We start from the raw sequence: 21,993 nt of genomic DNA, 5'->3' as shown, positions 1-21,993 counted from the left end.
GCGCGGCACCAAAGGCTCTGGCTTACAGCTGCTGTTCCTGTTGATCGATGGCGGCGCGCTGCTGATCGGCGCTTTCCTGCAGCGTGGTCTGCACCGCGCGTGCCTTGTCCAGCGGTGCCTGGATCGCATCGCGCATCTGGGTGTTGGCCTGCGTGGTGCTGGCTGGCTGCGCGGCGGCGGCGCTGGCCTGTGGTTCGGGCGGCTGTTCGGTCGGTGGTGGCTTCGGCTGGCAGGCACTGGCGGCCAACAGCAACGGCAGGGACAGGCGCGGCAACAGATTCATCGGATCCACCTCATGCACGGGTTGCGGCTATCCTAAACGTTACAGGAAGGAGGCAGTGACGTGAGCAACCAACGTTGGCGACTGGACGGACAGGTGGCGCTGGTGACCGGCGCCAGTGCCGGCATCGGCCTGGCCATCGCCCGCGAGCTGCTCGGGCTGGGCGCCGATACCCTGCTGGTGGCGCGCGGCGCCGATGCGCTGGAGCAGGCCAGCGAGGAACTGCGCGAGCAGTTCCCGGATCGCGAAGTCGCCACCCTGGCTGCCGATGTCGCCAGCGACGAGGACCGGCGCGCGATCCTCGACTGGGCCGAGGATCATGCCGACGGGCTCAACATCCTGGTCAACAACGCCGGTGGCAACATCACCCGCGCCGCCATCGAATATGCCGAAGCCGAGTGGCGCGATATTTTCGAGACCAATCTGTTTTCGGCCTTCGAACTGTCGCGCTACGCGTATCCGCTGTTGACCCGGCATGCAGCGTCCAGCGTGGTCAACGTTGGCAGCGTGTCCGGGCTGACCGCGGTGCGCAGTGGCGCGCCGTATGGCATGACCAAGGCGGCGCTGCACCAGCTGACCCGCAACCTGGCGGCCGAATGGGCCGAGGACGGGATCCGGGTCAATTCGGTGGCGCCGTGGTACATCCGCACCCGCCGCACCTCGGGCCCGTTGTCGGATCCGGACTACTACGATGAAGTGATCGCGCGCACGCCGATGGGCCGCATCGGCGAGCCGGAAGAAGTCGCCGGCGCGGTCGCTTTCCTGTGCCTGCCGGCGGCCAGTTACGTCACCGGCGAATGCATCGCCGTTGACGGCGGGTTCCTGCGTTACGGCTTCTGATCACGGTCGCGCCGTGGCGCAAGGCGTCGCTCAGGGCGTAGCGGGTGCGGCCATGCCGCAGGTGCTCAGGGTGACGATGCGGTTGACCCGGTCGAACTCTTCCTGGTTCTTCTGCTTGTGCTCGGGGCGGGCGAAACGCCAGGCCACTTCAGTCTCGTCACGGCGCTTTTTCCAGGCATCGCACAACGCGCCGTCGGGTACCCGTGCGCAGGTATCGCGGCGGACTTCGCAGGCCTGGCCGGCGCCGCCCTGCGGATTGCCATCCAGGCCGACGGTCTGCAACGGCACGCAGCGCGATGCCGGCTCGCCATCCTCGCTGAGGTAGCTGTCGCGGTCGTAAGTGGTGCACTGGTACAGCAGCGGCGGCGGCAGGCGATCGGCATCGGCGATCGCGGGCAGTGCCGGTTGCGCTGGCGTGGTCGGCGCGCTTGCCGCCGCCGCCGGCGGCACGGGGTCAGGCGAGGCTGCGGCCACCGTGGCGGGCGCTGCGGGAGCGCTGGGGGTGCTCGCCATCGGTACCGTCATCACTCCTTCCATGACCCGCTTTTCCTCGCGCGCGCCTTTCGGGCACGGCATGTTCTGCAGGGTCAGCGCGCCACTGGCGTCGGTACAGCGATAGAACACCACGTCTTCGGCCACTGCCTGGGCCGACAGGCACAGCAGGCAGGGCAGCAACATCCGGGCCAGCGTCATCAGGGTCCACCACAATCGTTGTTCATGCGGGCGTCGATGCCGCGTTGTTCCAGCTCAAGCTGGCGTCGTTCGCTGGGCATCACGCTGTTGTACCGGCGCAGGATTTCGTAACGCCGGTCGGCCAGCCGCGCGCACACTTCGGCTTGCGGCAGGGCATGGCATTCGTCGCGCACCCAGCTGCCACCGGTCGGCACCACCAGCCCGGCCGTGCCGCCGCTGTACCCGCCGTGGCCGCCGCCCGGTGCGGGTGGCCGGCCACCGCCGCCGCCACGTCCGCCGCCGCCACCGCGCCAGCCGTAGGGGTAGCCGAGGGTCCACAGGGGCACCCAGCGCGGATTGCCTTCGCCGCTGTCACTGGTATACAGCTCGCCGTCGGGGGTGGCGCATTCGTACATCGGTCGCGGCGGGGTGGCCTGGACCACCCGCACCGCCGGCGCCGGTGCCGGCGGCGCGGTGGTTGCCGCTGGCTCGATGGGGGCGATGACGGGGGGTGGGTCCTGCGGTCGCTGCATCGCCCGCGCCTGTTGTCGCTGGCCGGGATCGCAGGGCGCGTCCTGCAGGCTGATGCGGCCCTCGGAGCCGATGCAGCGGTAGATGGTGACCTGATCACTGTCAGGCGCCTGCGCCGCCAGCGGCCATGACGACAGCGCTGCGCACGCCAGCAGCGCGCATGGGAGCAGCGCGGATGACAGCAGGCAGGGCCGTGACAAACGTGACATGGCTGCATGATGCGCGGGATCGGCCGGGCAGACAATGCCCGCTCCCGCGCCGGCGCCGATCAGCGGATGCGGGTGAACTCGATGCGCATGACGTGGACCTCCTTGCCGGCGCGGGTTTCATGCATGTCCAACACGTGGTGGTCGGCATCGACGACGCGCAGGGTTTCGCGCACCTGGACCAGCGTGCCGGCCTGCAGCGGGTCCGGCCACTGGCCGCGGTACTGATAGCTGCGGCTGGCCGGGTCGTAGTCGCCCTCGGTCAGGTAGCTGCCGGTCGACATGTTGTCCTGCCAGACGGATGTGTACTGGCGGCTGACGTTGTCATAGCCGCTCAGGCTGATGCCTTCGAACGGCGCGCCCATCATGCTGCCGGTGTAGACGGTACGGATCTGGCGGCCGCCGAGAATGGCCTCGCCGGTGGCGTTGAGGGTGGCCTGCCATTGGCCGACGAAGTGTTCGGCCAGTTGCCGGTGCTGCGCACCCGCTGTCGCCGCGGCCTGCCAGGCGTCCATCGCCGCCTGGCGGGCGGGGTCGGCGGGTGAGGGCAGGGCCTGGGCCTGGCCGGCCTTCGCCAGCAGCAGGCTGGCGGTCACCGCAGACAACAGGGAATACAGCACGACGGCGCGCAGGCGCCGCATCGTAATGCGTTTCATGATGCCTCCAGTTGGTCGAACCACGGCAGGCGGGGGTAGCGCGATGCTATGCCTGTGGCGGCCGCGATGCACGCGAAACGTTTACTCGCGCAGTTGCAGTCCGCTGAGCGCGTCGCGGATCGGCGTCGGCCGGGTCAGTTCGCCGGTGTGGCCGGGCACGATGCCATCCAGCAATGACTGCAGTTGCGGATCCAGCAGCTCGCGCGAGGCCACCGCCGGCTGGCCGCTGAGGTTGGCGCTGGTCGAAACCAGGGGCGCGCCAAAGGCCTGGCACAGGGCCACCACGGTCGGATGGGCGCTGACCCGGACCGCGACGCTGGCATGCTGGCCGGTGATCCAGCCGGGGGTCTGGCGGCTGGCCGGCACCACCCAGGTGTGCGGCCCCGGCCAGCTGGCGCGCACTTCGCTCAGGCGCGGCGCCGGCAGGGCGTCAAAATCGACCAGTTCACGCAGTTGGCTGTGGCTGGCGGCAATCAGGATCAGGCCTTTTTCCACCGGCCGTTGCTTGATTGCCAGCAGACGCTCGACCGAGCGTTGGTTGAGCGGGTCGCAACCCAGTCCCCAGACCGCTTCGGTCGGGTAGGCCAGCACGCCGCCGCCGTGCAGCAGGGCGGCGGCGGAGGCGATGTCCAGTTCGGTTTTCATCGCATCCCCCTGTCCGGATCACTCAGAACGGTGCGTCGTCACCGTCAGCCGACTTCTTGGCCACCCGCTTCTTGCCGAGCTGGGCATTGGGCTTGGGGGTCAGCAGCGACTGCGCGGGTTCGGCGACGGTGGCCGTGGTTTTAGTGCTGGTCTTCTTGACTGCTTTTTTGGCGACCTTCTTGCTGGCTTTCTTCGCGGTCTTCTTGGCGGCTTTCCTGGCCGCGGTTTTCTTCGGCGCCGCTTCCTTCTTGACCGTGCTGCTCTTGGCAGTGGTTTTCTTGGCTGCCTTCTTGCCAAAGCCCTTGCGCACCGGCTTGCCGGTTTCTTCCAGCAGCTGGGTCACTTCGGCCAGGGTCAGCGAGGCCGGTTCGCGATCCTTGGGAATCTTGCCGTTGAGCTTGCCATCGCTGATGTAGGGACCGAAGCGGCCGTTCAACACCTGGATGTCGCTGCCGTCGAATTCCTTGATGATGCGGTTGCGGGCGATTTCTTCCTTTTCCTCGATCAGGAACACCGCCCGCGCCAGATCAATCTTGTACGGGTCGTCTTCTTTCTTCAGGCTGGCGTAGGTGCTGCCACGCTTGGCGAACGGGCCAAAACGGCCGATGCCGACACTGACGTCCTCGCCCTTGTCCTGACCCAGCGCACGCGGCATCAGGAACAGCTCCAGCGCGTCTTCCAGGCTGATCGTGTGCATGCTCTGGCCCGGTCGCAGCGAGGCGAACTTGGGCTTGTCCTCGGCGTCCTCGGCGGTGCTGCCGATGGCCGCGTAGGGCCCGAACCGGCCTAGTCGCACGCTGACCGGCTTGCCGGTCTTGGGGTCGGTACCGAGTTCGCGCGCGCCGGTGGCTTCGGAGCGATCGACCGATTCCTTCTTGTCCTCGACCAGTTCCTTGAACGGGCCCCAGAACTTCTCCATCAACGGCACCCATTCCTCTTCGCCACGGCTGACCGCATCCAGCTCGTCTTCCATCCGGGCGGTGAAGTCGTAATCGACGTACTGGGTGAAGTGGCTGGACAGGAACTTGGACACCGCGCGGCCGACATCGCTGGGCTTGAATGCGCGGCCTTCCATTTCCACGTATTTGCGGAACAGCAGGGTCTGGATGATCGAGGCGTAGGTCGACGGCCGGCCGATGCCATATTCTTCCAGCGCCTTGACCAGTGCCGCTTCGGTAAAGCGCGGTGGCGGCTGGGTGAAGTGCTGGTCGGCGTGGACGCGGTCCAGCGGGATGCGGTCGCCGACCTTCATCGCCGGCAGCTTGCGGCCTTCGTCTTCGTCATCGGCGGTCTTGGTGTCCTTGCCTTCCTCGTAGACCGCCAGGAAGCCGGCGAACACCACCGTGGTGCCGCTGGCGCGGAAGCTGTGCTCGCTGCCGGCGGCCAGATCGACGCTGACCGTGTTGAGCGTGGCCGGCACCATCTGGCTGGCCACGGCGCGCTTCCAGATCAGGTCGTACAGCTTGCGGCTGTCGTCTTCCAGGTACCTGGCGACCTGCGCCGGCGTGCGCAGCGCACTGGTCGGGCGCACTGCTTCGTGGGCTTCCTGGGCGTTCTTGGACTTGGTCTGGTAGACATTGGGCTTGTCAGGCACCGATGCGGTGCCGTAGTCGCGGGCGATCACGTCACGGATTTCACCCAGCGCATCCTGCGACAGGCTGACCGAGTCGGTACGCATGTAGGTGATCAGGCCGACCGTGCCTTCGTCGCCGATGGCCACGCCTTCATACAGTTTCTGCGCCAGCTGCATGGTCTTGCGGGTGGTGAAGCCGAGCTTGCGCGAGGCTTCCTGCTGCAGCGTGGAGGTGGTGAACGGTGGCGCGGGGCGGCGCTTGCGTTCCTTGCTGGCGACGTCGGTGACATGCAGGCTGCCCTGCGCGGCCTGCTGGATGCGCAGGCGCGCGGCCTCGGCGGACTCGCCGTCGGTGATGGTGAACTGTTCGAACTTGGCCCCGTCCAGCTTGTTGAGCTTGGCCGCGAACGGCTGCGAGGGATGCGCCACGGCGGCGCCGATGGACCAGTATTCGCGGGCGATGAAGGCTTCGATTTCTTCCTCGCGCTCGACGATCATGCGCAGTGCCGGTGACTGCACGCGGCCGGCCGACAGCCCGCGCTGGACCTTGCGCCACAACACCGGCGACAGATTGAAGCCGACCAGGTAATCCAGTGCCCGTCGCGCCTGCTGGGCGTCGACCAGGTCGCCGGCAATCTGCCGCGGCTGGGTCATTGCCTCCTTGATCGCACGCGGGGTGATTTCGGTGAACACCACCCGGTGCAGCGGTTTGTCCTTCAGCAGTCCACGTTCGCGCAGGATTTCCGCAATATGCCAGCTGATCGCCTCGCCTTCGCGATCCGGGTCGGTGGCCAGGAAGATGTCATCGGAGGCCTTGGCCGCCTTGGCGATGGCTTCGACGTGCTTTTCGTTCTTCTCGATCAGCGCGTAGGACATGGCAAAACCCTGCTCGGGGTCGACCGCGCCTTCCTTGGGTATCAAATCACGGACATGGCCATAGGAAGCCAGGACGTGGAAATCCTTGCCGAGGTATTTATTGATCGTCTTGGCCTTGGCGGGCGACTCGACGATAAGCAGGTGCTTGGGCATGTCAGATTCTGAAAGGGCGACAACGCGGCCCGGGGGCCGGCTAGGGTGACGCAAAAGGCAATGGCAGAGAAGCCGACGCCCAGGGTCGCGGCCCCGGGCGTTCAGCTTTGCTATTTATAGTGGAATCACGCCGCTGCCCCGCTGTCAAGCGCCGGCGGCGGCGGCGAGGGCTAACTGTAGGCGCCGAGCAGGGCGAAAATCACCGCGCCGAACAGGATAATCGAGCCCACCACCAGCAGCGCGCCCAGTACCAGAATTACCACCGTCACCGTGCCCAGCTCGTGGCGCTGGCGCTCCGGATAGCGCGTGAAGGCCCATTTATCGACCACCACCGTGTCGCACAGCATGTCGTGCAGGGCACGCTTGCGCTCGGTCAGCCCGGCCATGATCACGCCGATGTAGAACACCAGGCAGCTGAGCAGATAACCGAAGTAGCGACCGATGCCACGCAGGAAACTGATCGGTTCGCCATTGCTGCGCACCACCTTGATGCCGATCGCCATCTTGCCCAGGGTGGCCAGGTTGGCCGAGGAGTGGAACCAGGCGTAGTACAGCGCCGCCATGCTGATCGATACCAGGTTGGAGACGATCTGGATGATGCCGATGCCGGTACTGCCGAGGCCGCCATTGAAGCCGAAGCCGGCGCCGATCAGGCCACCAATGATGGCGCCGACAACCCCGCCGGCGACTGTGATGACGATCGAGTCGATCAGGCAGGCCGCCACCCGCTTCCAGAAGCCGGCATAGACGACTTCACCATCGCTGACCACTGCCGTGGTGGCGGCGATCGACGCACGCGGCGGCGCGTATGGGGTATCCAGTGTGGCCGCGGCATCGACCAGGGTCGGTGGCACGTATTGCTGGCTGGGTTCGCGGGCGGTGAACACCGCGCGACCGTGGCCGCTGGCCGCCGCGACCGGGGCCGGAGCGGGAGCGTGGGCCGGTTCGCCTGACCGGCTGGCCGTTGCCTCGGCCGCCGCGGTGAGCGCCGGCTCCAGCGCCAGCGCGGTCTCCACTTCGGATTCTATTGCGGTCACCGATTCGGCTGCCGGTGCTGCCGGCTGCACCGGCGGCGCCGGGGTCAGGATCGCCGCGGCCGGCAAGCCGCTGGCGTCGGCGCTGCCGAGCAGATCCAGTTCGTCGGCGAAATCACCCAGCCGCTGCCATTGCGGCATGCCATCGCGCCACACCAGCGTGTCCAGCGTTACCCGTCCGTCGCGGAAATGCCGCGGCAACACCGATTGATCGATCGGGCCTTGCCGCTGGCGTAGTTCGTCTGCAAAAAACCATTGCGTCATGTCGGGCTTCCTTGATTATCTGAAGGATGAAAGCGTGGCGGCGGCGATGATCAGGCCGATGTAGCCGAGCGCCATCAGCACGCAGAGGGCGATCATCGCGATGGTGACCTTGTCCAGCGACCGCTGTTGCCGTTCCGGATGCGGGCTGAACGCCCATTTGTCCACCACCAGGGTGTCGACGATCATGTCGTGCACGCCCTGCTTGCGCGTGCTGAGGCCGGCACTGAATGCCGATACCAGGCTGGTGATGCCGCAGCTGGCCAGGTTGAGGAAAAAATAGGCGCTCCAGCGGCCGATGCTGCGCCCCAGGGTCATCGCCTGGCCGTCGCTGCGGCAGACTTTGATGCCGACCGCCATCTTGCCCAGGGTGGCCTGCCGCGGCCCGGCCTGCATCCAGCTGAAGTAGGCGAACTGGAGGATGATCGGCAGCACGTAGAAGGTCAGCAGGAACACTCCGAGCATCCCGGCCCTCATGCTCTCCAGCGCCTGTGGCCGCAGCGCGGCGCTACCGCCGATCACCAGCAGGGCGACCAGTACCACCGCCAGCATCAGTGCCGACATCAGCAGGCCATCAATGCTGGCGGCGGCAAAGCGGCGCCAGAAGCCGGCCATCACCACGTCGCCGCTGATGACCAGCGGCTGGCTGACGGCCGAGGACAGCGGTGGCGCGTAGGGCGAACCCGGTTCGCTGGCCACTTCCGCGCTGGCAATCGCCTGTGCCGACGGCGGTGACGACAGGTCCAGCTCGTGCAGGCACTGCTGCAACGGCAGCCATTCGGCCATGCCATCGCGCCAGACCAGGGTGTCGGCCAGCAACTGCCGCAGCTGGAAGGCACTGGCCAGCTCGCCGCCGTCGAGCGGACCGTTCTGCTGGCCACGTGCATCAACGTAATACCAAAGCGACATTCAAATCCCCATTGAGCGTGGTGGTTGCCGGGTCATCGCGACAGCGGCGGATGCGATCACGGCGTGCGGCACCTGGCAGGCAGATAGCGGTTCTCGATTTCCGAACTACAGGTCCACTGGCCGCTGGCATGATCAAGGTCGAACCACAGCGCCTTGCCATCCAGGTGCTCGCTGCGCTGCTCGCCAAGCCGCAGTTCGAAACCGCAATGGCCGTTGTCGAAGCGACCGATCTGGACACTGGCGACCGATCCGAGCGCGGTATCCGCTGCCGGGAAGCCGGGCGACTCGTTGCCGGGGCAGCGCTGGTGCTGGCGGTAGTAGGATTCGACCCGGCTCTGCAGTGCCGGTGCCACGGTGATGGCGGCGGCGGTCCTGGCGCGCAGGGTGTACTCCTGGTACGCCGGCAGTGCAATTGCGGCCAGGATGCCGAGCAGCATCAACAGTCCCAGCGCACAGGCGATGCCGACGATCACCCAGAGCAGGGTCCGGTTTTCGGCATGCATGGCGGGGTGGTGGCCGGCGGCGGCCGGTCGGGTAGGCGGGGCGGCGCGCAGCTGCGCCGATGCGCGGGCACCGATACCTGACGGCAACGGCGGCGGCGTGCCGGGTAGCGGCGGCGGCCGGTTGGCCACGGCCTCGGGCAGGCCCAGTTCGCCCAGGCGTTGGCGCAGTGGCTGCCAGTGCGGCATGCCGTCGCGCCAGACCGGGCTGTCCAGGTTCAGTGCGCGGGCATGGAACTCGCGCACAAGCGCCAGCGCGGTGACGGGACCGCACTGGCGTTGTTGTTGATCAAGGTAGTACCACTCGGTCGCGCTTGCCGACGACATGCTCCCCCCTGGAGCGTCCATGCATGCGCGTTAGTGTACCGACTCCGGCTCGTCGGAAAACATCTGGGTTTCCATCCAGGCGTAGGCCGCCTCGGAACCGGGTTGGTTGAACAGGACCATCAGCACAACCCATTTCAGGTCGTCCAGATCCAGTTCTTCCTGGTCCAGGGCCATGGTCCGATCGACAACCACTTCGCGCTGGTCCGCATCGAGGATGCCGTGCTGTTCCAGGAACAGCAGGAAGCCACGGCATTCCACGTCCAGCTTTTCCAGCTCCGGGCCGTGGTAGACGCGGATGGCGCCGCCCACGCGCGGCGATTCGGCGCTGGGCCGTTTTTCGGCAAGCGCGTCCAGCCAATCGAAGGCCTTGCTGATTTCCGCTGGGCTGAAACCGGCCTGGATCAGGCCGTTCTGGAGGGAATCGCGGTCGCGGACCGGGTCCGCATCTTCGGTGAAATAGTGTTCAAACAGGTAAAGCAGTACGTCCAGGATGCTCTCTTTCATTGCCCCTCGGCCTGCGTGCGTGACGCTGTGGAGGAAAGAAACTTGGTGTTGCGTGAGTAGCGTCCGTGTTCGACCGCAATGCGTCCATCCAGTTCCATCGCGAGCAGCATGGAGGACAGTTGGGCAGCCGTCAATCCGGTGCGTGGCACCAGTTCATCCATACAGGTGGGGTCGTGACCCAGTGCCAGCCACAACTTCTGGTAGTCAGGGTCGGTTGCCGGGACGTTCGCAGGTTGCGCTGCGATTGCCCCCTGTTCAGTTTCGTCGATGCGCTGCCGCAGGGCGTGGCCCAGCTCCCATGCCAGCGGTTTGACCGCGGCGATGACTTCGGCGGCCGATTCGATCAGCCCGGCGCCCTCGCGGATCAGCCGGTGGCAGCCACGCGCCATCGGGTTGTGGATGGAGCCGGGCACCGCGAACACCTCCCGGCCCAGGTCGCCGGCCAGGCGCGCGGTGATCAGGGCGCCGGAGCGCTCGGCGGCTTCCACCACCAGCGTGGCCAGCGCCAGCCCGGCCAGGATCCGGTTGCGGCTGGGGAAATGACTGCGCAGCGGCCGCGTGCCCGGTGGGTGTTCGCTGACGATGGCGCCGCGGGCGGCGATGCGATCACGCAGTTCGGCATGCTGGCGCGGATAGGCGATGTCCGGGCCGGTGCCAACCACCGCCACGGTGATGCCGCCGTCGAGCTGCAACGCGGCCAAATGCGCACGGGCGTCGATGCCGGCGGCCATGCCACTGATGACTGCAATCCCGGCCCGGGCCAGCGCGCTGGCGAAGTCGCGCGCATTGTCGCCGCCGCCGGCACTGGGCGAGCGGCTGCCGACCACCGCCACCCCGGGATGCCAGAGCGATTGCGGACAGCCATCGACGTACAACGCCAGCGGCGCACTCGGACTGCGCCTGAGTAGCGGCGGATAGTCGGCATCGTGCAGGCCGAGCAGGTGGTGCTGATCCTGATCCAGCCAGGCCCACACCGGCCGCAGGATCGCCTCATCCGGCCGCGCCAGCCATTGCTGCTGGGCTTCGTCCAGGCCGGCCCGGCGCCACATCGGCCGGCCGCCAGCCAGCACCGCCAGCGGACAGCGGCAGTGTTCCAGCAATGCCCGCCGCGGGCCCAGCCGGCCCGGCGCCATCGCCAGTAGCGCCAGTGCATGGGAAGGCGTGTCGGGACAGGGCCGTTGCATCGGCTCAGCCTAGACAGCAAACAACAACGGCGCCCTAGGGCGCCGTCGCAGGTGCGGGTAGGAAAATCCCGCGTTCGATGCTGGCCAGGCTCAGTAGGTGGCGTCCGGATGCTTCAGCTCGTAACCGACCCGGGCCGGCTTGACCGCTTCCATCACCAGACCGTAGCTGACCTTCTCGAAGGTGCGGAACACCATCACGTGGCCGGCGTACTCGTCGGGCAACGCGACCCGGCCGGCGCCATCACGCTTGGCATCGTCGATGCGCGAGGAGTTGGGCCAGCGCACGTCGTTGTTGGGATAGCTGCCCGGGCGCCAGATCGACAGCACGGTGCCGTTGTCGATGCCTTCGCGGCTGCCACCGGAGATGGCGACCACGTCGCGCGGACCACCGGAAGTGAACGCGTTGGCGACCGAGGCAATCTGCAGCTTGCCTTCCGGCGCCGGCACCGCCGGTGCGTGCGGGAAGAACTGCAGGTCATACGGTTGCGCTTCCACCGGCACGATGCGGTCGCCGATGCGGACTTCGTTGCCGCCCAGTTCCAGCTTCAGGCTGATGGTGTCGCTGCCCGGGGTACGCCCCTGGACCACGGTACCGACCGCCATCTGCTGCAGTTCGTTGCCGAGCAGCTCGACCGGACCCTTGCCGGTGAGTTCGGAGGTCGACCACATCCGATCCCAGTCGGCGGTGGCGCCCTTGACCCGGTCACCACGGAAATCGAGGTTTTCCTGGAAGGTCGGGTACTGGCCACTGGAGACGACCCGGGTCTGGGTGTAGCGCATGCTCGGCCGGACCACCGCGTAGCGTTGCCCCGGTTGCGCGTTGTCCAGGCCCAGCACGTAGGCGCGCTGGCCGGACACCGCATGCATGCGATCGTCTTCCAGGCCGGCCACGTAGGGCAGGTCCTCGAAGTCCTCGGTGATGCGCAGGTCCTTCAGGAACGGCTCGACATCGGCCAGCGGAATGGCGTTGATCGGCGCTTCCTGGCGCGGGCCCTGCTCGACCGCCACGCGATCCAGGTAGGCCAGGCTGATGACATCGCCCGGGTAAATCAGGTGAGGATTGCGGATCTGCGGGTTGGCCTGCCAGATTTCCGGCCACAGCCACGGCTTCTTCAGGAAGCGTGCCGAGATGTCCCACAGCGTATCGCCACGTTTCACGACGTAGGTGTCCGGATGCCCCTCGGCCATTTCGGCCGCCGCGGCATAGGTCCCAACAGTCATGATCGCGACGGCCAAAACCGTACGAAAACTTTTAAACATGGCGATATGTACCTGATTCCCCGACAGGTGGTCGGCACTATAGTCCAGAAATCCCGGCGCAAAGCAAGCGCCCTTGTTAGAATTCGTGAGGCCTTGCCGGATTCCACTGGCGCCCATACGTGAGACATCATGGCTCTACTCCCCATTCTCGAATTCCCAGACCCCCGTCTGCGCACCAAGGCCGTGCCGCTGGCCGCCGAGCAGATTGCGCAGCCGGCCTTCCAGCAGCTGCTGGATGACATGTTCGAAACCATGTACGAGGCGCCCGGCATCGGCCTGGCTGCCAGCCAGGTCGACGTGCACCAGCGGTTCGTGGTGATTGACGTCAGCGAGGAGAAAAACACCCCGCTGGTCTTCATCAACCCGGAAATCCTCGACAGGACCGGCGAGCAGGTCTACCAGGAGGGCTGCCTGTCGGTCCCGGGCATCTTTGCCGACGTCACCCGCGCCGACGAAATCACCGTGCGCTTCCTCGACCGCCAGGGCGAGGCCCGGGAAATCCGTGCCGACGGCCTGCTGGCCGTGTGCATCCAGCACGAAATGGATCACCTGGACGGCAAACTGTTCGTCGACTACCTGTCTCCGCTGAAGCGCGAGATGGTGCGCAAGAAGCTGGCCAAACAGCGCAAGCACGTGGCCTGAGCCAGCGACGGCAGGGCGCCCCGCGCCGGCGTCACCGTCATCCTTTCACGCGTGGCGTCGGCACTGGCCGGCGTTGCGCGCTTCGCAACGGGTCCCCGTCGATATGAAGATTGTCTTTGCCGGCACGCCGGCGTTTGCCGTCCCCAGCCTGCGCGCGGCCAATGCGCGCCATGAAGTGGTGGCGGTGTATACCCAGCCCGACCGGCCGGCCGGCCGCGGTCGCGGCCTGACCCCTTCGGCGGTCAAGCAGGAAGCCATCGCCCAGGGTATCGACGTCCATCAGCCGCCTTCACTGCGCAGCCGTGAGGCCAAGCAGGCGCTGCGCGCGCTGCAGCCGGACCTGATGATCGTGGTCGCCTACGGCCTGATCCTGCCGCAATCGGTGCTCGACATCCCGCGCTTTGGCTGCTGGAACGTGCACGCCTCGCTGCTGCCACGCTGGCGCGGCGCGGCGCCGATCCAGCGCGCGATCGAAGCCGGCGACCCGCAGACCGGGGTCTGCCTGATGCAGATGCAGGCTGGGCTGGACACCGGCCCGGTGCTGCTGCGCCAGGCGACTGCCATTGGCGACAACGAAACCGGCGGCCAGCTGCACGACCGCCTCGCCGAGATCGGCGCGCAGGTGCTCAGCGATGGCCTGGGCCTGCTGCGTGCCGGCATCCGCCCGGTTGCCGAGGCGCAGCCCGAATCCGGTGTCGAATACGCACACAAGCTGGAAAAGAGCGAAGCACGGCTGGACTGGGCGCTGCCTGCATCGCAACTGGCGCGCAAGGTGCGCGCCTTCAATCCGTGGCCCATTGCCGAGGTCGCACTGGGCGGCGAACGCCTGCGCATCCATGCCGCCACCGCCATCGACATCGACATCGATCACCAGCAAGCCCCGGGCACTGCGCTGGGGATGAGCCGCGAGGGGCTGGATATCGCCTGCGGCCAAGGCGCTCTGCGCCTGCAGACCGTCCAGCGCGAGGGCGGCAAGCCGATCAGCATCGGCGATTATCTCAACGCCCAGCGGGCCAAGGCCGGGGCATGAGCGACACGCCTGCCCAGGGTTCGCCCGGCAAAGCCACGCCGTTGGCCGGTGTTGCCATCCGGGCGATTGCCGCCCGCATCCTGGATGCCGTGCTGCACAAGGGACGCTCGCTGAAAGGCGAATTTGCCGCACAGCTGCCCGCAGTGGCCGATGTCCGCGATCGCGCCTTGATTGAAGCGATGTGCTTTGCCGCGTTGCGCCAGCGCGGGCGCTACGAAGCGGCATTGGCGAGCTGGTTGCAGAAACCACTGGGCCCGCGCGAAAGCGATCTGCGTGCGCTGCTGTACATCGGCCTGGCGCAACTGGACGCAATGCAGTTGCCGAGCCACGCCGCGGTATCGGCCACGGTCGAAGCGGCGCGCAGCATGGGCCGCCAGCACCAGGCCGGGATGGTCAATGCGCTGCTGCGCCGTGCCCAGCGCGAAGGGGTACCGTCCGCGGATCCGGCCGCGGTCTGGCCGCAATGGCTGCGCCAGCAGATCATCGGCGATTGGCCGGCTCATGCGCAGGCGATATTCGCCGCCAGCGCGCTGGCCGCGCCGACCTGGCTGCGGGTCAATCGCCAACGCAACGATGTCGATGGCTACCAGACCCTGTTGCGGGAAGCCGGCATCGAATCGCAACGCAGCGGGTTGCTGTCCGATGCGCTGCAACTGCAGGCCAGCATTGCCGTGGCCAGTCTACCCGGCTTCGCCGAGGGCGAGGTGTCGGTCCAGGATGGTTCGGCGCAGCAGGCTGCCGATGCGGTGCAGCCACCCGCCGCTGCACGGGTACTGGATGCGTGCGCGGCGCCCGGTGGCAAATCGGCGCATCTGCTCGAGCGTGATCCCGGCTTGCAGCTGCTGGCACTGGATGTCGACAAGCGCCGGCTCAACCGGGTCCAGGACACCTGGCAGCGACTCGGCGTGCAGGGCAGGATGCAGGCCGCCGACGCCAGCCAGCCGCAGAGCTGGTGGGACGGCGAAGCATTCCAGCTGATCCTGCTCGACGCGCCGTGTTCGGCCACTGGCGTGGTCCGCCGGCAGCCGGACGTGTTGTTGCACCGGCGCGCCGATGACATCGTCACGCTGGTGGCACTGCAGGCGCGGCTGCTGGATGGCTTGTGGACGACGTTGGCGCCGGGCGGCACCCTGCTGTACACCACCTGTTCGATCCTCAAGCAGGAGAACGAGCAGCAGATCGCAGCGTTCCTGCAACGCACGCCGGATGCCCACGCGCAACCGCTGGACGAACAGTTCGGCCATGCCTCGGGTGCCGGTCGCCAGCGGCTGCCGGGTGAGGGCGACATGGACGGCTTTTACTATGCGGCGATACGTAAGCAGTCCGTGACCTGAAACTGAACTTCTTTCACAAACAGCCAATGCGCGCTGCGCATATGATTTGCCCGACAAGCAAATGACCAGCTGATCGTACCGAGGGGGTGTGTCGGTTGTTGCCGAGGGCCCTGTCGTGAGTGTTTCGCTGGAAACCGTTTCTTCGCAACATGTCGCCCCGGACAGTGCCGGTTGGCGGGCCGCTTCCTCGATACGCGAACCGAGTACGGCTGGCAGGCTGTTCTTCCTCGCCACCATTGCCGCGCCGGCCTTGATCCTGATCCCCAAGGGGCTGGCCGTGTTCGCGCTGTTGCTGCTGCTGGCGACCCTGCTGTCATGGAAATCTTCGAACAGGCCATCGATGGCGCTGCCGGCGACCTGGGTCCGGGCTGCCTGGTTGCTGGCGGTGTTGCCACTGGCCATTGCCGCCTTGTCGGTGAGCTGGTTCAACCTGCCCTGGAGCGAGCTGGGCAAGATTGCGCGCCTGTTGCTGCTGCCATGGTGTGCCTGGCTGGCCTGGCGTACGGCCAGCAGCCGTAACGGCCTGTGGTGGGGCGCGCTGGCGGGGGTGCTGGTGGCGTTCTGCGTGGCGCTGCTGCAGACCGCCAGTGGCATCGAGCGCGCCAATGCCGGCGGCAACCCGATCACCTTTGCCAACCTGGTGCTGATGCTGCTGGTACTGGCGGTGTTCTGCCGGCCCCGCACCCGCGACGGCAGAACCTTGACGTTGCTGCTGGCGGTCCTGGCGATGGGCATCGCCAGCATCGTCATGAGTGGCAGTCGCGGCGTGTTGCCGGGGCTGGCGCTGGTGCTGCTGCTGGGGCTGGTCGGCAAGCAGGGCCGCCGCTTCTGGATCCGGATGGGGGTTTCACTGGCGGCTTTGTCGCTGCTGTGTGCCTGCCTGCTGTGGGTGCCGTCACTGTCCAGCCAATCGCGTCTGGCCAACATCGCCCCGGAACTGGCGCGTTACGAGCGTGGTGATGGCAACTCCTCGGTCGGCGCCCGCCTGGAGCTGTGGTCACGCGCCTGGGAGGCGCTGCGGCAACATCCATTGACCGGCACCGGCCTGCGCCAGTTCGACCGCGCGGTGGTGCTGGCGCCGGAATGCGCCAGCAGCGCACCACCGCACTGGTGCCGGCTGCGGCACGCGCACAATGATCTGTTCGAATGGGCGGCGACGATGGGCGTGCCGGGCGGATTGGCGCTGATCCTGATCTACCTGCTGCCGGCGTTGTTCTTCCTGCGTTGCATCGGCCGGGCGCCGCCCGGGCGGATGTACGGTGCGGCCTGGGCCGGGTTGGTGATGGTGCTGGCGTTTGCCAGCGCGGGCCTGAGCCAGTCGATGTTCGCGCACGCCGCCAGCGCCACCGCGTATGCGCTGTTTATCGGCTGCCTGGCCGGGATCGCGCTGAACGAGCAGCGGCAGCCAGCCTCGACGATGGATGCCACGCGAGCCGGCCGCTAGCCAGCCGGCAAGCCATCGCCTTGCGCACTGTGTAGGATCATCGCCTGGCTGGTTGTGGCGATGAACGAATGCACGAGTGGCGGTCCGAAGGAATGATGGGCGAAGCGGCGCGGGAGCGTCGCCAGTTCTGGTGGTTCATGCTGTTCGCGCTGCTGGTGATTGGCGCCGGCATCGGCCTGCGTGCACCGTGGCCGGCCGACGAGCCGCGCTTCGTGCTGGTCGCGCGGCAGATGTGGGAGTCGGGCCAGTGGCTGTTCCCGCACCGGGGCAGTGAGCTGTATTCGGACAAGCCGCCGCTGTACTTCTGGCTGCTGGGTGCCAGTTATGCGCTGGTGCGGCAATGGAACATCGCCTTCCTGTTGCCGTCGCTGCTGGCCGCACTCGGCACCCTGACCCTGACCTATGACTTCGCCCGCCGCAGCTGGAACCATCGGGTCGGCCTGTGGGCGGCCGCGGCGGTGCTGTTTTCGTTCCAGTTCGTGTACCAGGCCAAGCGCGCGCAGATTGATCCGACCGTGGTGTTCTTCATCACCGTGGGCGTCTACGGCATTGGCCGCCATGTGCTGCTGGGGCCGAACTGGCGCTGGTACTGGCTGGGGTGTTTCGCTGCTGGCCTGGGAGTCATCAGCAAGGGCGTCGGCTTCATCGCGCTGCTGGCGTTGCTGCCGTATGCGCTGATGCGCTGGCGCGGCTGGAACGGGCTCAGCGAGCCGGCACCGCGCGGTGCCGGCAAATGGTGGCTGGGCGGCGCCAGTTTCCTGCTGGCGATCGCGCTGTGGTTCGTGCCGATGCTGGTGACTGCGCTGGTCAGTGGCGATCCCGAGCATCGCGCTTACTTGAATGATCTGCTCTATCGACAGACCGCCACCCGCTACGTCAGTGCCTGGCACCATCACGCACCGTGGTGGTATTTCATCAAGGTCATCCTGACCCAATGGTTGCCATTCGTGGTGTTCCTGCCCTGGTTGCTGGGACCGTGGCGGCAGGCCTGGCGCCAACGCGATGCGCGGGTGTGGTGGCCGCTGGCGTGGCTGCTGCTGGTGCTGTTGTTCTTCAGTGCCAGTCCGGGCAAGCGCGACATGTACATCCTGCCGGCATTGCCGGCATTGGCATGGGCGGCGGCGTCGTTCATGCCCGCGCTGGTGCAGCGGCGTGGATTGCGCTGGGCGTTGTGGGTGTTCTCGATGCTGCTGGGTGTCGGTCTGCTGGCCGTGGGCCTGGCGGCCTTGTTCGGCAATCCCGGTTACGAAGCCAGGCTGGTCGCCGAACGCGGGCTGGAAGTGGGCTCGGGCGCACTCTGGCTGTGGCGGGTGTTGGCCCTGATGGGCGCGTTGATCGTCATCGCCGGCATTGTCTGCCGCCTGCGCCATGTGCTGCTGTTCACTGCGCTGGGGGTGGCGGTGACCTGGCTCGGCTATGGTTTCGGCATCGCGCCGTTGCTCGATGGCGAAAGCTCTTCGCGTGACCTGATGCATGAGGCGCGCGAGCAGGCCGGTGCCGATACCGTGATCGGACTGGTCAACTGGCGTGAGCAGCAGTTGCTGCAGGCGGTCGGACCGGTGACCGAGTTCGGCTTCAAGCAGCCGGAAGACGAGCAGTGGCGGCGTGGCATTGCCTGGTTGCAGGCCGAGCCGACGCAACGGGTGCTGTTGAGCCAGGACGTGGCGATGCCCGACTGTGTCGATCGCGGCCAGATACATCCATTGGGCGCCGCCAATCGACGCAGCTGGTTGCTGGTGGACGCGCAGGCGGTGGCGGGCTGCCGCTGAAGTTGGCCTTCAGGTGATGGCAGCTGCGCTGATCCGCTGGTACAGCTGCTCGGTCTGGCGGACGAACTGCGGCACGCCGAAATCGCGTTCGGCATGCAGGCGCGCCGCATCGCCCATTGCCTGCAGTCGAGCGCGGTTGGCCAGCAGCCAGCGCAGGGTCTCGGCGATGGCGGCGGGATCGCGGGCGGGTACCACCCAGCCATCGCGTCCTGGTTCGATGTTCTCCGGCAACCCGGCGTAGTCGGTGACCAGCACTGGCTTGCCCATCGCCATCATCTCGCGGCAGGCGAAGGAAATGGTTTCGACCGCGTGCGACAGCACGAAGCCGACATCCAGTGCTGCCACCAGTGGCCGGGTATCGGCCAGCAGACCGGGGAAGCAGAACAGATCCTGCACGCCCAGATCGGCCAGCTGCCGCAGCTGCGAAGCATCCGGCGGCTTGCCGGCAATCAGGACCCGGAACCGGGCGCGTTCGCTGGTATCCAGCAGCGCCAGGCCGGCGGCCAGGTCGGTCCAGCCCTTGTAGTCGGCGGTGCCGGCATTGCTGCCTAACACCAGGCAGTTATCCGACGGCAGCCATTGCCGTCGTGCCTGCGCGGCGTCCTGCGCAGCCCAGGGCCGGAAATGATCGACATCGACGCCGTTGTGGATGGTGGTGATGGGCAGCTGCCGGTAAGGACTGGCCAACAGTTCGCGGCGGGTGTAGTCGCAGACCGCAATCAGCTGGTCGGTCGCCAGCCGTGCGCGCAGCCAATGGCCGAAGCCGGTCCAGGGTTTCGAATTGTGTTTGGTCAGCACGATCCGCGGCCGGTGGTGCATTCCACGCACTGCTGCCATCAGCAAGCGATGGTCGGCCGAACCATTGACATGGACCAGGTCAAATCCATGCGTGATCAGGTAGCTGCGCAGTTGCAGCAGTGCTTGCCGCTGTTGCCGAAGTTCGCGCAGGCCGTTGGGAAACGGCTGCGCCAGCACATGCACGCCGGGCAGTGCCGCGGCCTGTTCCAGCAATGAGCTGCCGGCCGGCGCGGCGACATGGATCTCGTGTTCGGCACTCAATGCCGATGCCAGCGTACGCACGTAAGTGGTGTGGCCACCACCGCTGCCGCGATGGAAATTGGTGAACAGGAGTTTCATCGATGGATCATTGGCTGGTCGCGGTGGTACACGCGGACCCGATGGCCGCCGATGCGAGGAACGCATCGAGGCGGACGGGGGACGGGTGGCGCATCCGTATGCAGTGCGTCGTCGGTTTGCGTCGCCGGTACCGGCCATGTCCCCCGTGGTGGTGCGAATACAACCATCATAACGGCTGCCGCTGGCCACTGCCTGTCACAGATGGCGGACATCGCATCGCCAGCCGCCGGACCGTTCCCGCAAGGTGGCAGGCAAATTCCGGTTCGGCTGCGCCGGGGCATGATCGGAGGCCCAGCAGGCAAGGACCAGGCGCATGCCGGGCGGCGCGGGCAACTGGTTAGAATGGCGCCATGGACCGACTGCCGATTACCCTCATCGTCATTACCTACAACGAGGCTGGCAACATCGGCCGGTGCCTGGACAGCGTGCCGTTCGCCGCCGAGAAGCTGGTCATCGACAGCAACAGCACCGACGCCACCGTCGCCATCGCACAGGCGCACGGAGCACGGGTGGTGCAGCAGCCTTGGCTGGGGTTCGGGCCACAGCGCAACTTCGCCAGCACCCAGTCCGGCCATGACTGGATCATCGTGCTGGACGCGGACGAGTTCCTGTCCGATGAGTTGATCGCCGAATGCGCGCAGAAGCTGCCGGCACTGCTGGCATCGGCGCAGAGCGGTGCCTGGTTGCGCCGGCGGACCTGGTTCATGGGCGGCCCGATGCGCTGGTACAAGCCGATGGTCGGCGAGCGCATGGCACGCATCTACCACCGTGGCCGCGCGCGCTGGAAGGACGTTCCCGTGCATGAATCACTGGACTTCGACCGCGGCAGCGAGGAGTTCAGGCAGCCGTTCAATCATCTGCACAATCCGACCATCCTGCACAAGGAACTCAAGGTCCTGCGCTATGCCGAGCTGAAAGCGCGTGGCTGGCAGGCCAAGCGCAAGTCGCAGTCGATGTGGCAGACGCCGCTGGTGTTCGTGGCATCTTTCGTCAAGGAATACCTGTTGCGGCTGGCGCTGCTGGATGGCTGGCGTGGTTTCATCATCGCCCAGCTGTCGGCCAGCTACGCGGTCTACAAGCGCATGCGCTATTACGAAATGCAGGTCAATCCAGCATCGGTGGAGCTGGCCCGACAGGAAATGATCAAGCACGGTCTTGAACGCGAATGAGCGCGCATCGTTACCTGCTTTACGGTTCCGAACGTTACGCGCTGCCAATCCTGCAGCCATTGGCCGACAGCCTGCGCCGACAAGGCCATGACGTGGCCAGCTGCCTGGTCGAAGGCGCGCACGGATTGGCGCTGGCATCGGTGCCGGCACTGGATGTGCGCCAGGCGGTGGCGTTCAAACCGCGCGCGGTGTTCAGTGCCTCCAACGTCGTGCCCGGTTTCATCAGCGGCGCGAAAGTGCAGCTGTTCCATGGTTTCAACGTGCAGAAGCGCGATGACGCACGCGGCCATTTCCGTATCCGCGGCCTGTTTGATCTCTACTGCACGCAGGGCCCGGCAACGACCTTGCCGTTCCAGAAGCTGCAGCAGCAGCATGGTCACTTCGCGGTGGTGGAAACCGGCTGGCCGAAGCTGGACCCCCTGTTCCGTGATGACGGCGGCATCGCCCAGCGCTTGCGACAGCCTGCGGGCGGGCGCCAGGTGGTGCTGTTTGGTTCCACCTTCACCGAGCGCCTGTCGGCGGCACCGCATCTGTTGCCGGCGGTGGCCGCGCAGATCGCCGGGGGCGACCGTTACTGGCTGCTGACCCTGCATCCGAAATGCGCGCCGGATCTGGTCGCGCGCTATCGCGCCTTGCAGGGCGCCAATGCCGCATTTGTCGAACCCGAGCAACTGGTGCATGCCGAGCGCGCCGCCGATGTACTGGTCGCCGACACCAGCTCGATCGTTTCGGAAATGCTGGTCCAGCGCAAACCGGTAGTGACTTTCCGCAATCGCGCACCGAAACCGCACATGCTGGACTTCGATGATCCGGCGCGGCTGGCGGAGATGCTGCAACAGGCCTTCAATCCGGACCCGGTGCTACAGGCGGCGATTGCCGGATATGCCGATGCGATCCACCCGTACCGTGACGGGCAATCGTCCGAGCGGGTGCTGGCCGCGACCGAAGCGTTGCTTGAGGGCCAGTTGGGTAGCCTGAAGGCCAAGCCTCTGTCGGCGTTATGGCGGCGCTGGCAGGTACGCAAGTCGCTGGGTTACTGGGGCGTGTAACTGCTGCT

General features: G+C 66.7%; 21 protein-coding genes. 8 read left to right on the top strand and 13 right to left on the bottom strand.

Translation table 11 applies throughout. The features are described 5' to 3' along the window. Positions 1 to 22: 22 nt before the first annotated feature. Positions 23 to 283: a hypothetical protein gene (locus ABB29_RS09665; protein WP_057658530.1), complete on the bottom strand. Its 261-nt coding sequence runs from the start codon at positions 281 to 283 to the stop codon at positions 23 to 25. A gap of 60 nt (positions 284 to 343) precedes the next feature. Between ABB29_RS09665 and ABB29_RS09660 the strand changes: the two genes are divergently transcribed. Further along, the gene (locus ABB29_RS09660) at positions 344 to 1,120 is read left to right on the top strand and encodes an SDR family oxidoreductase (protein ID WP_057658528.1); all 777 of its coding nucleotides are present in this window, start codon (positions 344 to 346) and stop codon (positions 1,118 to 1,120) included. A gap of 30 nt (positions 1,121 to 1,150) precedes the next feature. Here ABB29_RS09660 and ABB29_RS09655 read toward each other — a convergent pair whose 3' ends face one another. The 11 genes from ABB29_RS09655 to ABB29_RS09605 form a co-directional block, all read right to left on the bottom strand. Beyond that, positions 1,151 to 1,828, bottom strand: coding sequence for a DUF4124 domain-containing protein (locus tag ABB29_RS09655; RefSeq protein ID WP_245622595.1), 678 nt, complete (start codon positions 1,826 to 1,828; stop codon positions 1,151 to 1,153). Beyond that, positions 1,813 to 2,532 carry a hypothetical protein gene (locus tag ABB29_RS09650; RefSeq protein WP_057658524.1) on the bottom strand — a complete coding sequence of 240 codons (720 nt, stop codon included), beginning with the start codon at positions 2,530 to 2,532 and terminating at the stop codon, positions 1,813 to 1,815. The genes ABB29_RS09655 and ABB29_RS09650 overlap by 16 nt, the downstream gene beginning before the upstream one ends. A 59-nt stretch (positions 2,533 to 2,591) precedes the next feature. Continuing rightward, entirely contained in the window at positions 2,592 to 3,185 is a 594-nt protein-coding gene (locus ABB29_RS09645; protein ID WP_083487744.1) for a DUF1579 family protein, read from the bottom strand. Between the two features lie 81 nt (positions 3,186 to 3,266). Next, a complete protein-coding gene (tsaC, locus tag ABB29_RS09640) occupies positions 3,267 to 3,830 on the bottom strand; it encodes an L-threonylcarbamoyladenylate synthase type 1 TsaC (protein WP_057658521.1) in 564 nt (187 codons plus the stop codon). A gap of 22 nt (positions 3,831 to 3,852) precedes the next feature. Beyond that, positions 3,853 to 6,432, bottom strand: a complete 2,580-nt coding sequence (locus tag ABB29_RS09635; protein WP_083487742.1) for a DNA topoisomerase I — start codon at positions 6,430 to 6,432, stop codon at positions 3,853 to 3,855. A 170-nt stretch (positions 6,433 to 6,602) separates the two neighbouring features. Next, positions 6,603 to 7,730: an RDD family protein gene (locus ABB29_RS09630; RefSeq protein WP_057658519.1), complete on the bottom strand. Its 1,128-nt coding sequence runs from the start codon at positions 7,728 to 7,730 to the stop codon at positions 6,603 to 6,605. A 15-nt stretch (positions 7,731 to 7,745) separates the two neighbouring features. Further along, positions 7,746 to 8,636, bottom strand: a complete 891-nt coding sequence (locus tag ABB29_RS09625; RefSeq protein WP_057658518.1) for an RDD family protein — start codon at positions 8,634 to 8,636, stop codon at positions 7,746 to 7,748. A 56-nt stretch (positions 8,637 to 8,692) separates the two neighbouring features. Beyond that, complete coding sequence (locus tag ABB29_RS09620) at positions 8,693 to 9,463, bottom strand: pilin (protein WP_057658516.1); 771 nt, start codon at positions 9,461 to 9,463, stop codon at positions 8,693 to 8,695. Between the two features lie 30 nt (positions 9,464 to 9,493). Beyond that, positions 9,494 to 9,967, bottom strand: coding sequence for a DUF494 family protein (locus ABB29_RS09615; protein WP_057658514.1), 474 nt, complete (start codon positions 9,965 to 9,967; stop codon positions 9,494 to 9,496). Continuing rightward, a complete protein-coding gene (gene dprA, locus ABB29_RS09610) occupies positions 9,964 to 11,151 on the bottom strand; it encodes a DNA-processing protein DprA (RefSeq protein ID WP_057658512.1) in 1,188 nt (395 codons plus the stop codon). Before dprA ends, ABB29_RS09615 begins: the two co-directional genes overlap by 4 nt. Positions 11,152 to 11,241: 90 nt before the next feature. Next, positions 11,242 to 12,411 (bottom strand): LysM peptidoglycan-binding domain-containing protein, encoded by a 1,170-nt coding sequence (locus ABB29_RS09605; protein WP_057658509.1) that lies wholly within the window; start codon positions 12,409 to 12,411, stop codon positions 11,242 to 11,244. A 129-nt stretch (positions 12,412 to 12,540) separates the two neighbouring features. Between ABB29_RS09605 and def the strand changes: the two genes are divergently transcribed. From def to ABB29_RS09580, 5 genes are all read left to right on the top strand, one after another. Further along, on the top strand, positions 12,541 to 13,053 hold the full coding sequence (gene def / locus ABB29_RS09600) for a peptide deformylase (protein WP_057658507.1): 513 nt from the start codon (positions 12,541 to 12,543) through the stop codon (positions 13,051 to 13,053). Between the two features lie 103 nt (positions 13,054 to 13,156). Beyond that, a complete protein-coding gene (fmt, locus tag ABB29_RS09595; RefSeq protein WP_057658505.1) occupies positions 13,157 to 14,083 on the top strand; it encodes a methionyl-tRNA formyltransferase in 927 nt (308 codons plus the stop codon). After that, positions 14,080 to 15,417, top strand: a complete 1,338-nt coding sequence (gene rsmB, locus ABB29_RS09590) for a 16S rRNA (cytosine(967)-C(5))-methyltransferase RsmB (protein WP_057658503.1) — start codon at positions 14,080 to 14,082, stop codon at positions 15,415 to 15,417. Before fmt ends, rsmB begins: the two co-directional genes overlap by 4 nt. Positions 15,418 to 15,532: 115 nt before the next feature. Further along, positions 15,533 to 16,861: an O-antigen ligase family protein gene (locus tag ABB29_RS09585; RefSeq protein ID WP_157062594.1), complete on the top strand. Its 1,329-nt coding sequence runs from the start codon at positions 15,533 to 15,535 to the stop codon at positions 16,859 to 16,861. A gap of 68 nt (positions 16,862 to 16,929) precedes the next feature. Then, positions 16,930 to 18,630, top strand: coding sequence for an ArnT family glycosyltransferase (locus ABB29_RS09580; protein WP_245622594.1), 1,701 nt, complete (start codon positions 16,930 to 16,932; stop codon positions 18,628 to 18,630). A gap of 9 nt (positions 18,631 to 18,639) precedes the next feature. On the opposite strand, the gene ABB29_RS09575 is transcribed toward ABB29_RS09580, so the two are convergent. Beyond that, on the bottom strand, positions 18,640 to 19,767 hold the full coding sequence (locus tag ABB29_RS09575) for a glycosyltransferase family 4 protein (RefSeq protein WP_057658497.1): 1,128 nt from the start codon (positions 19,765 to 19,767) through the stop codon (positions 18,640 to 18,642). Between the two features lie 350 nt (positions 19,768 to 20,117). Here ABB29_RS09575 and ABB29_RS09570 point away from each other — a divergent pair, with 350 nt between their 5' ends. Beyond that, the gene (locus tag ABB29_RS09570) at positions 20,118 to 20,936 is read left to right on the top strand and encodes a glycosyltransferase family 2 protein (RefSeq protein ID WP_057658495.1); all 819 of its coding nucleotides are present in this window, start codon (positions 20,118 to 20,120) and stop codon (positions 20,934 to 20,936) included. Further along, a complete protein-coding gene (locus tag ABB29_RS09565) occupies positions 20,933 to 21,985 on the top strand; it encodes a CDP-glycerol glycerophosphotransferase family protein (protein ID WP_057658494.1) in 1,053 nt (350 codons plus the stop codon). The genes ABB29_RS09570 and ABB29_RS09565 overlap by 4 nt, the downstream gene beginning before the upstream one ends. The last annotated feature ends 8 nt before the right edge of the window (positions 21,986 to 21,993 follow it).

Origin of the sequence: Pseudoxanthomonas dokdonensis, assembly GCF_001431405.1 — a bacterium.
GTDB lineage: Bacteria > Pseudomonadota > Gammaproteobacteria > Xanthomonadales > Xanthomonadaceae > Pseudoxanthomonas_A > Pseudoxanthomonas_A dokdonensis.
The sequence above is the reverse complement of the archived record's forward strand: the minus strand, read 5'-3'. Positions and strand labels throughout refer to the sequence as shown.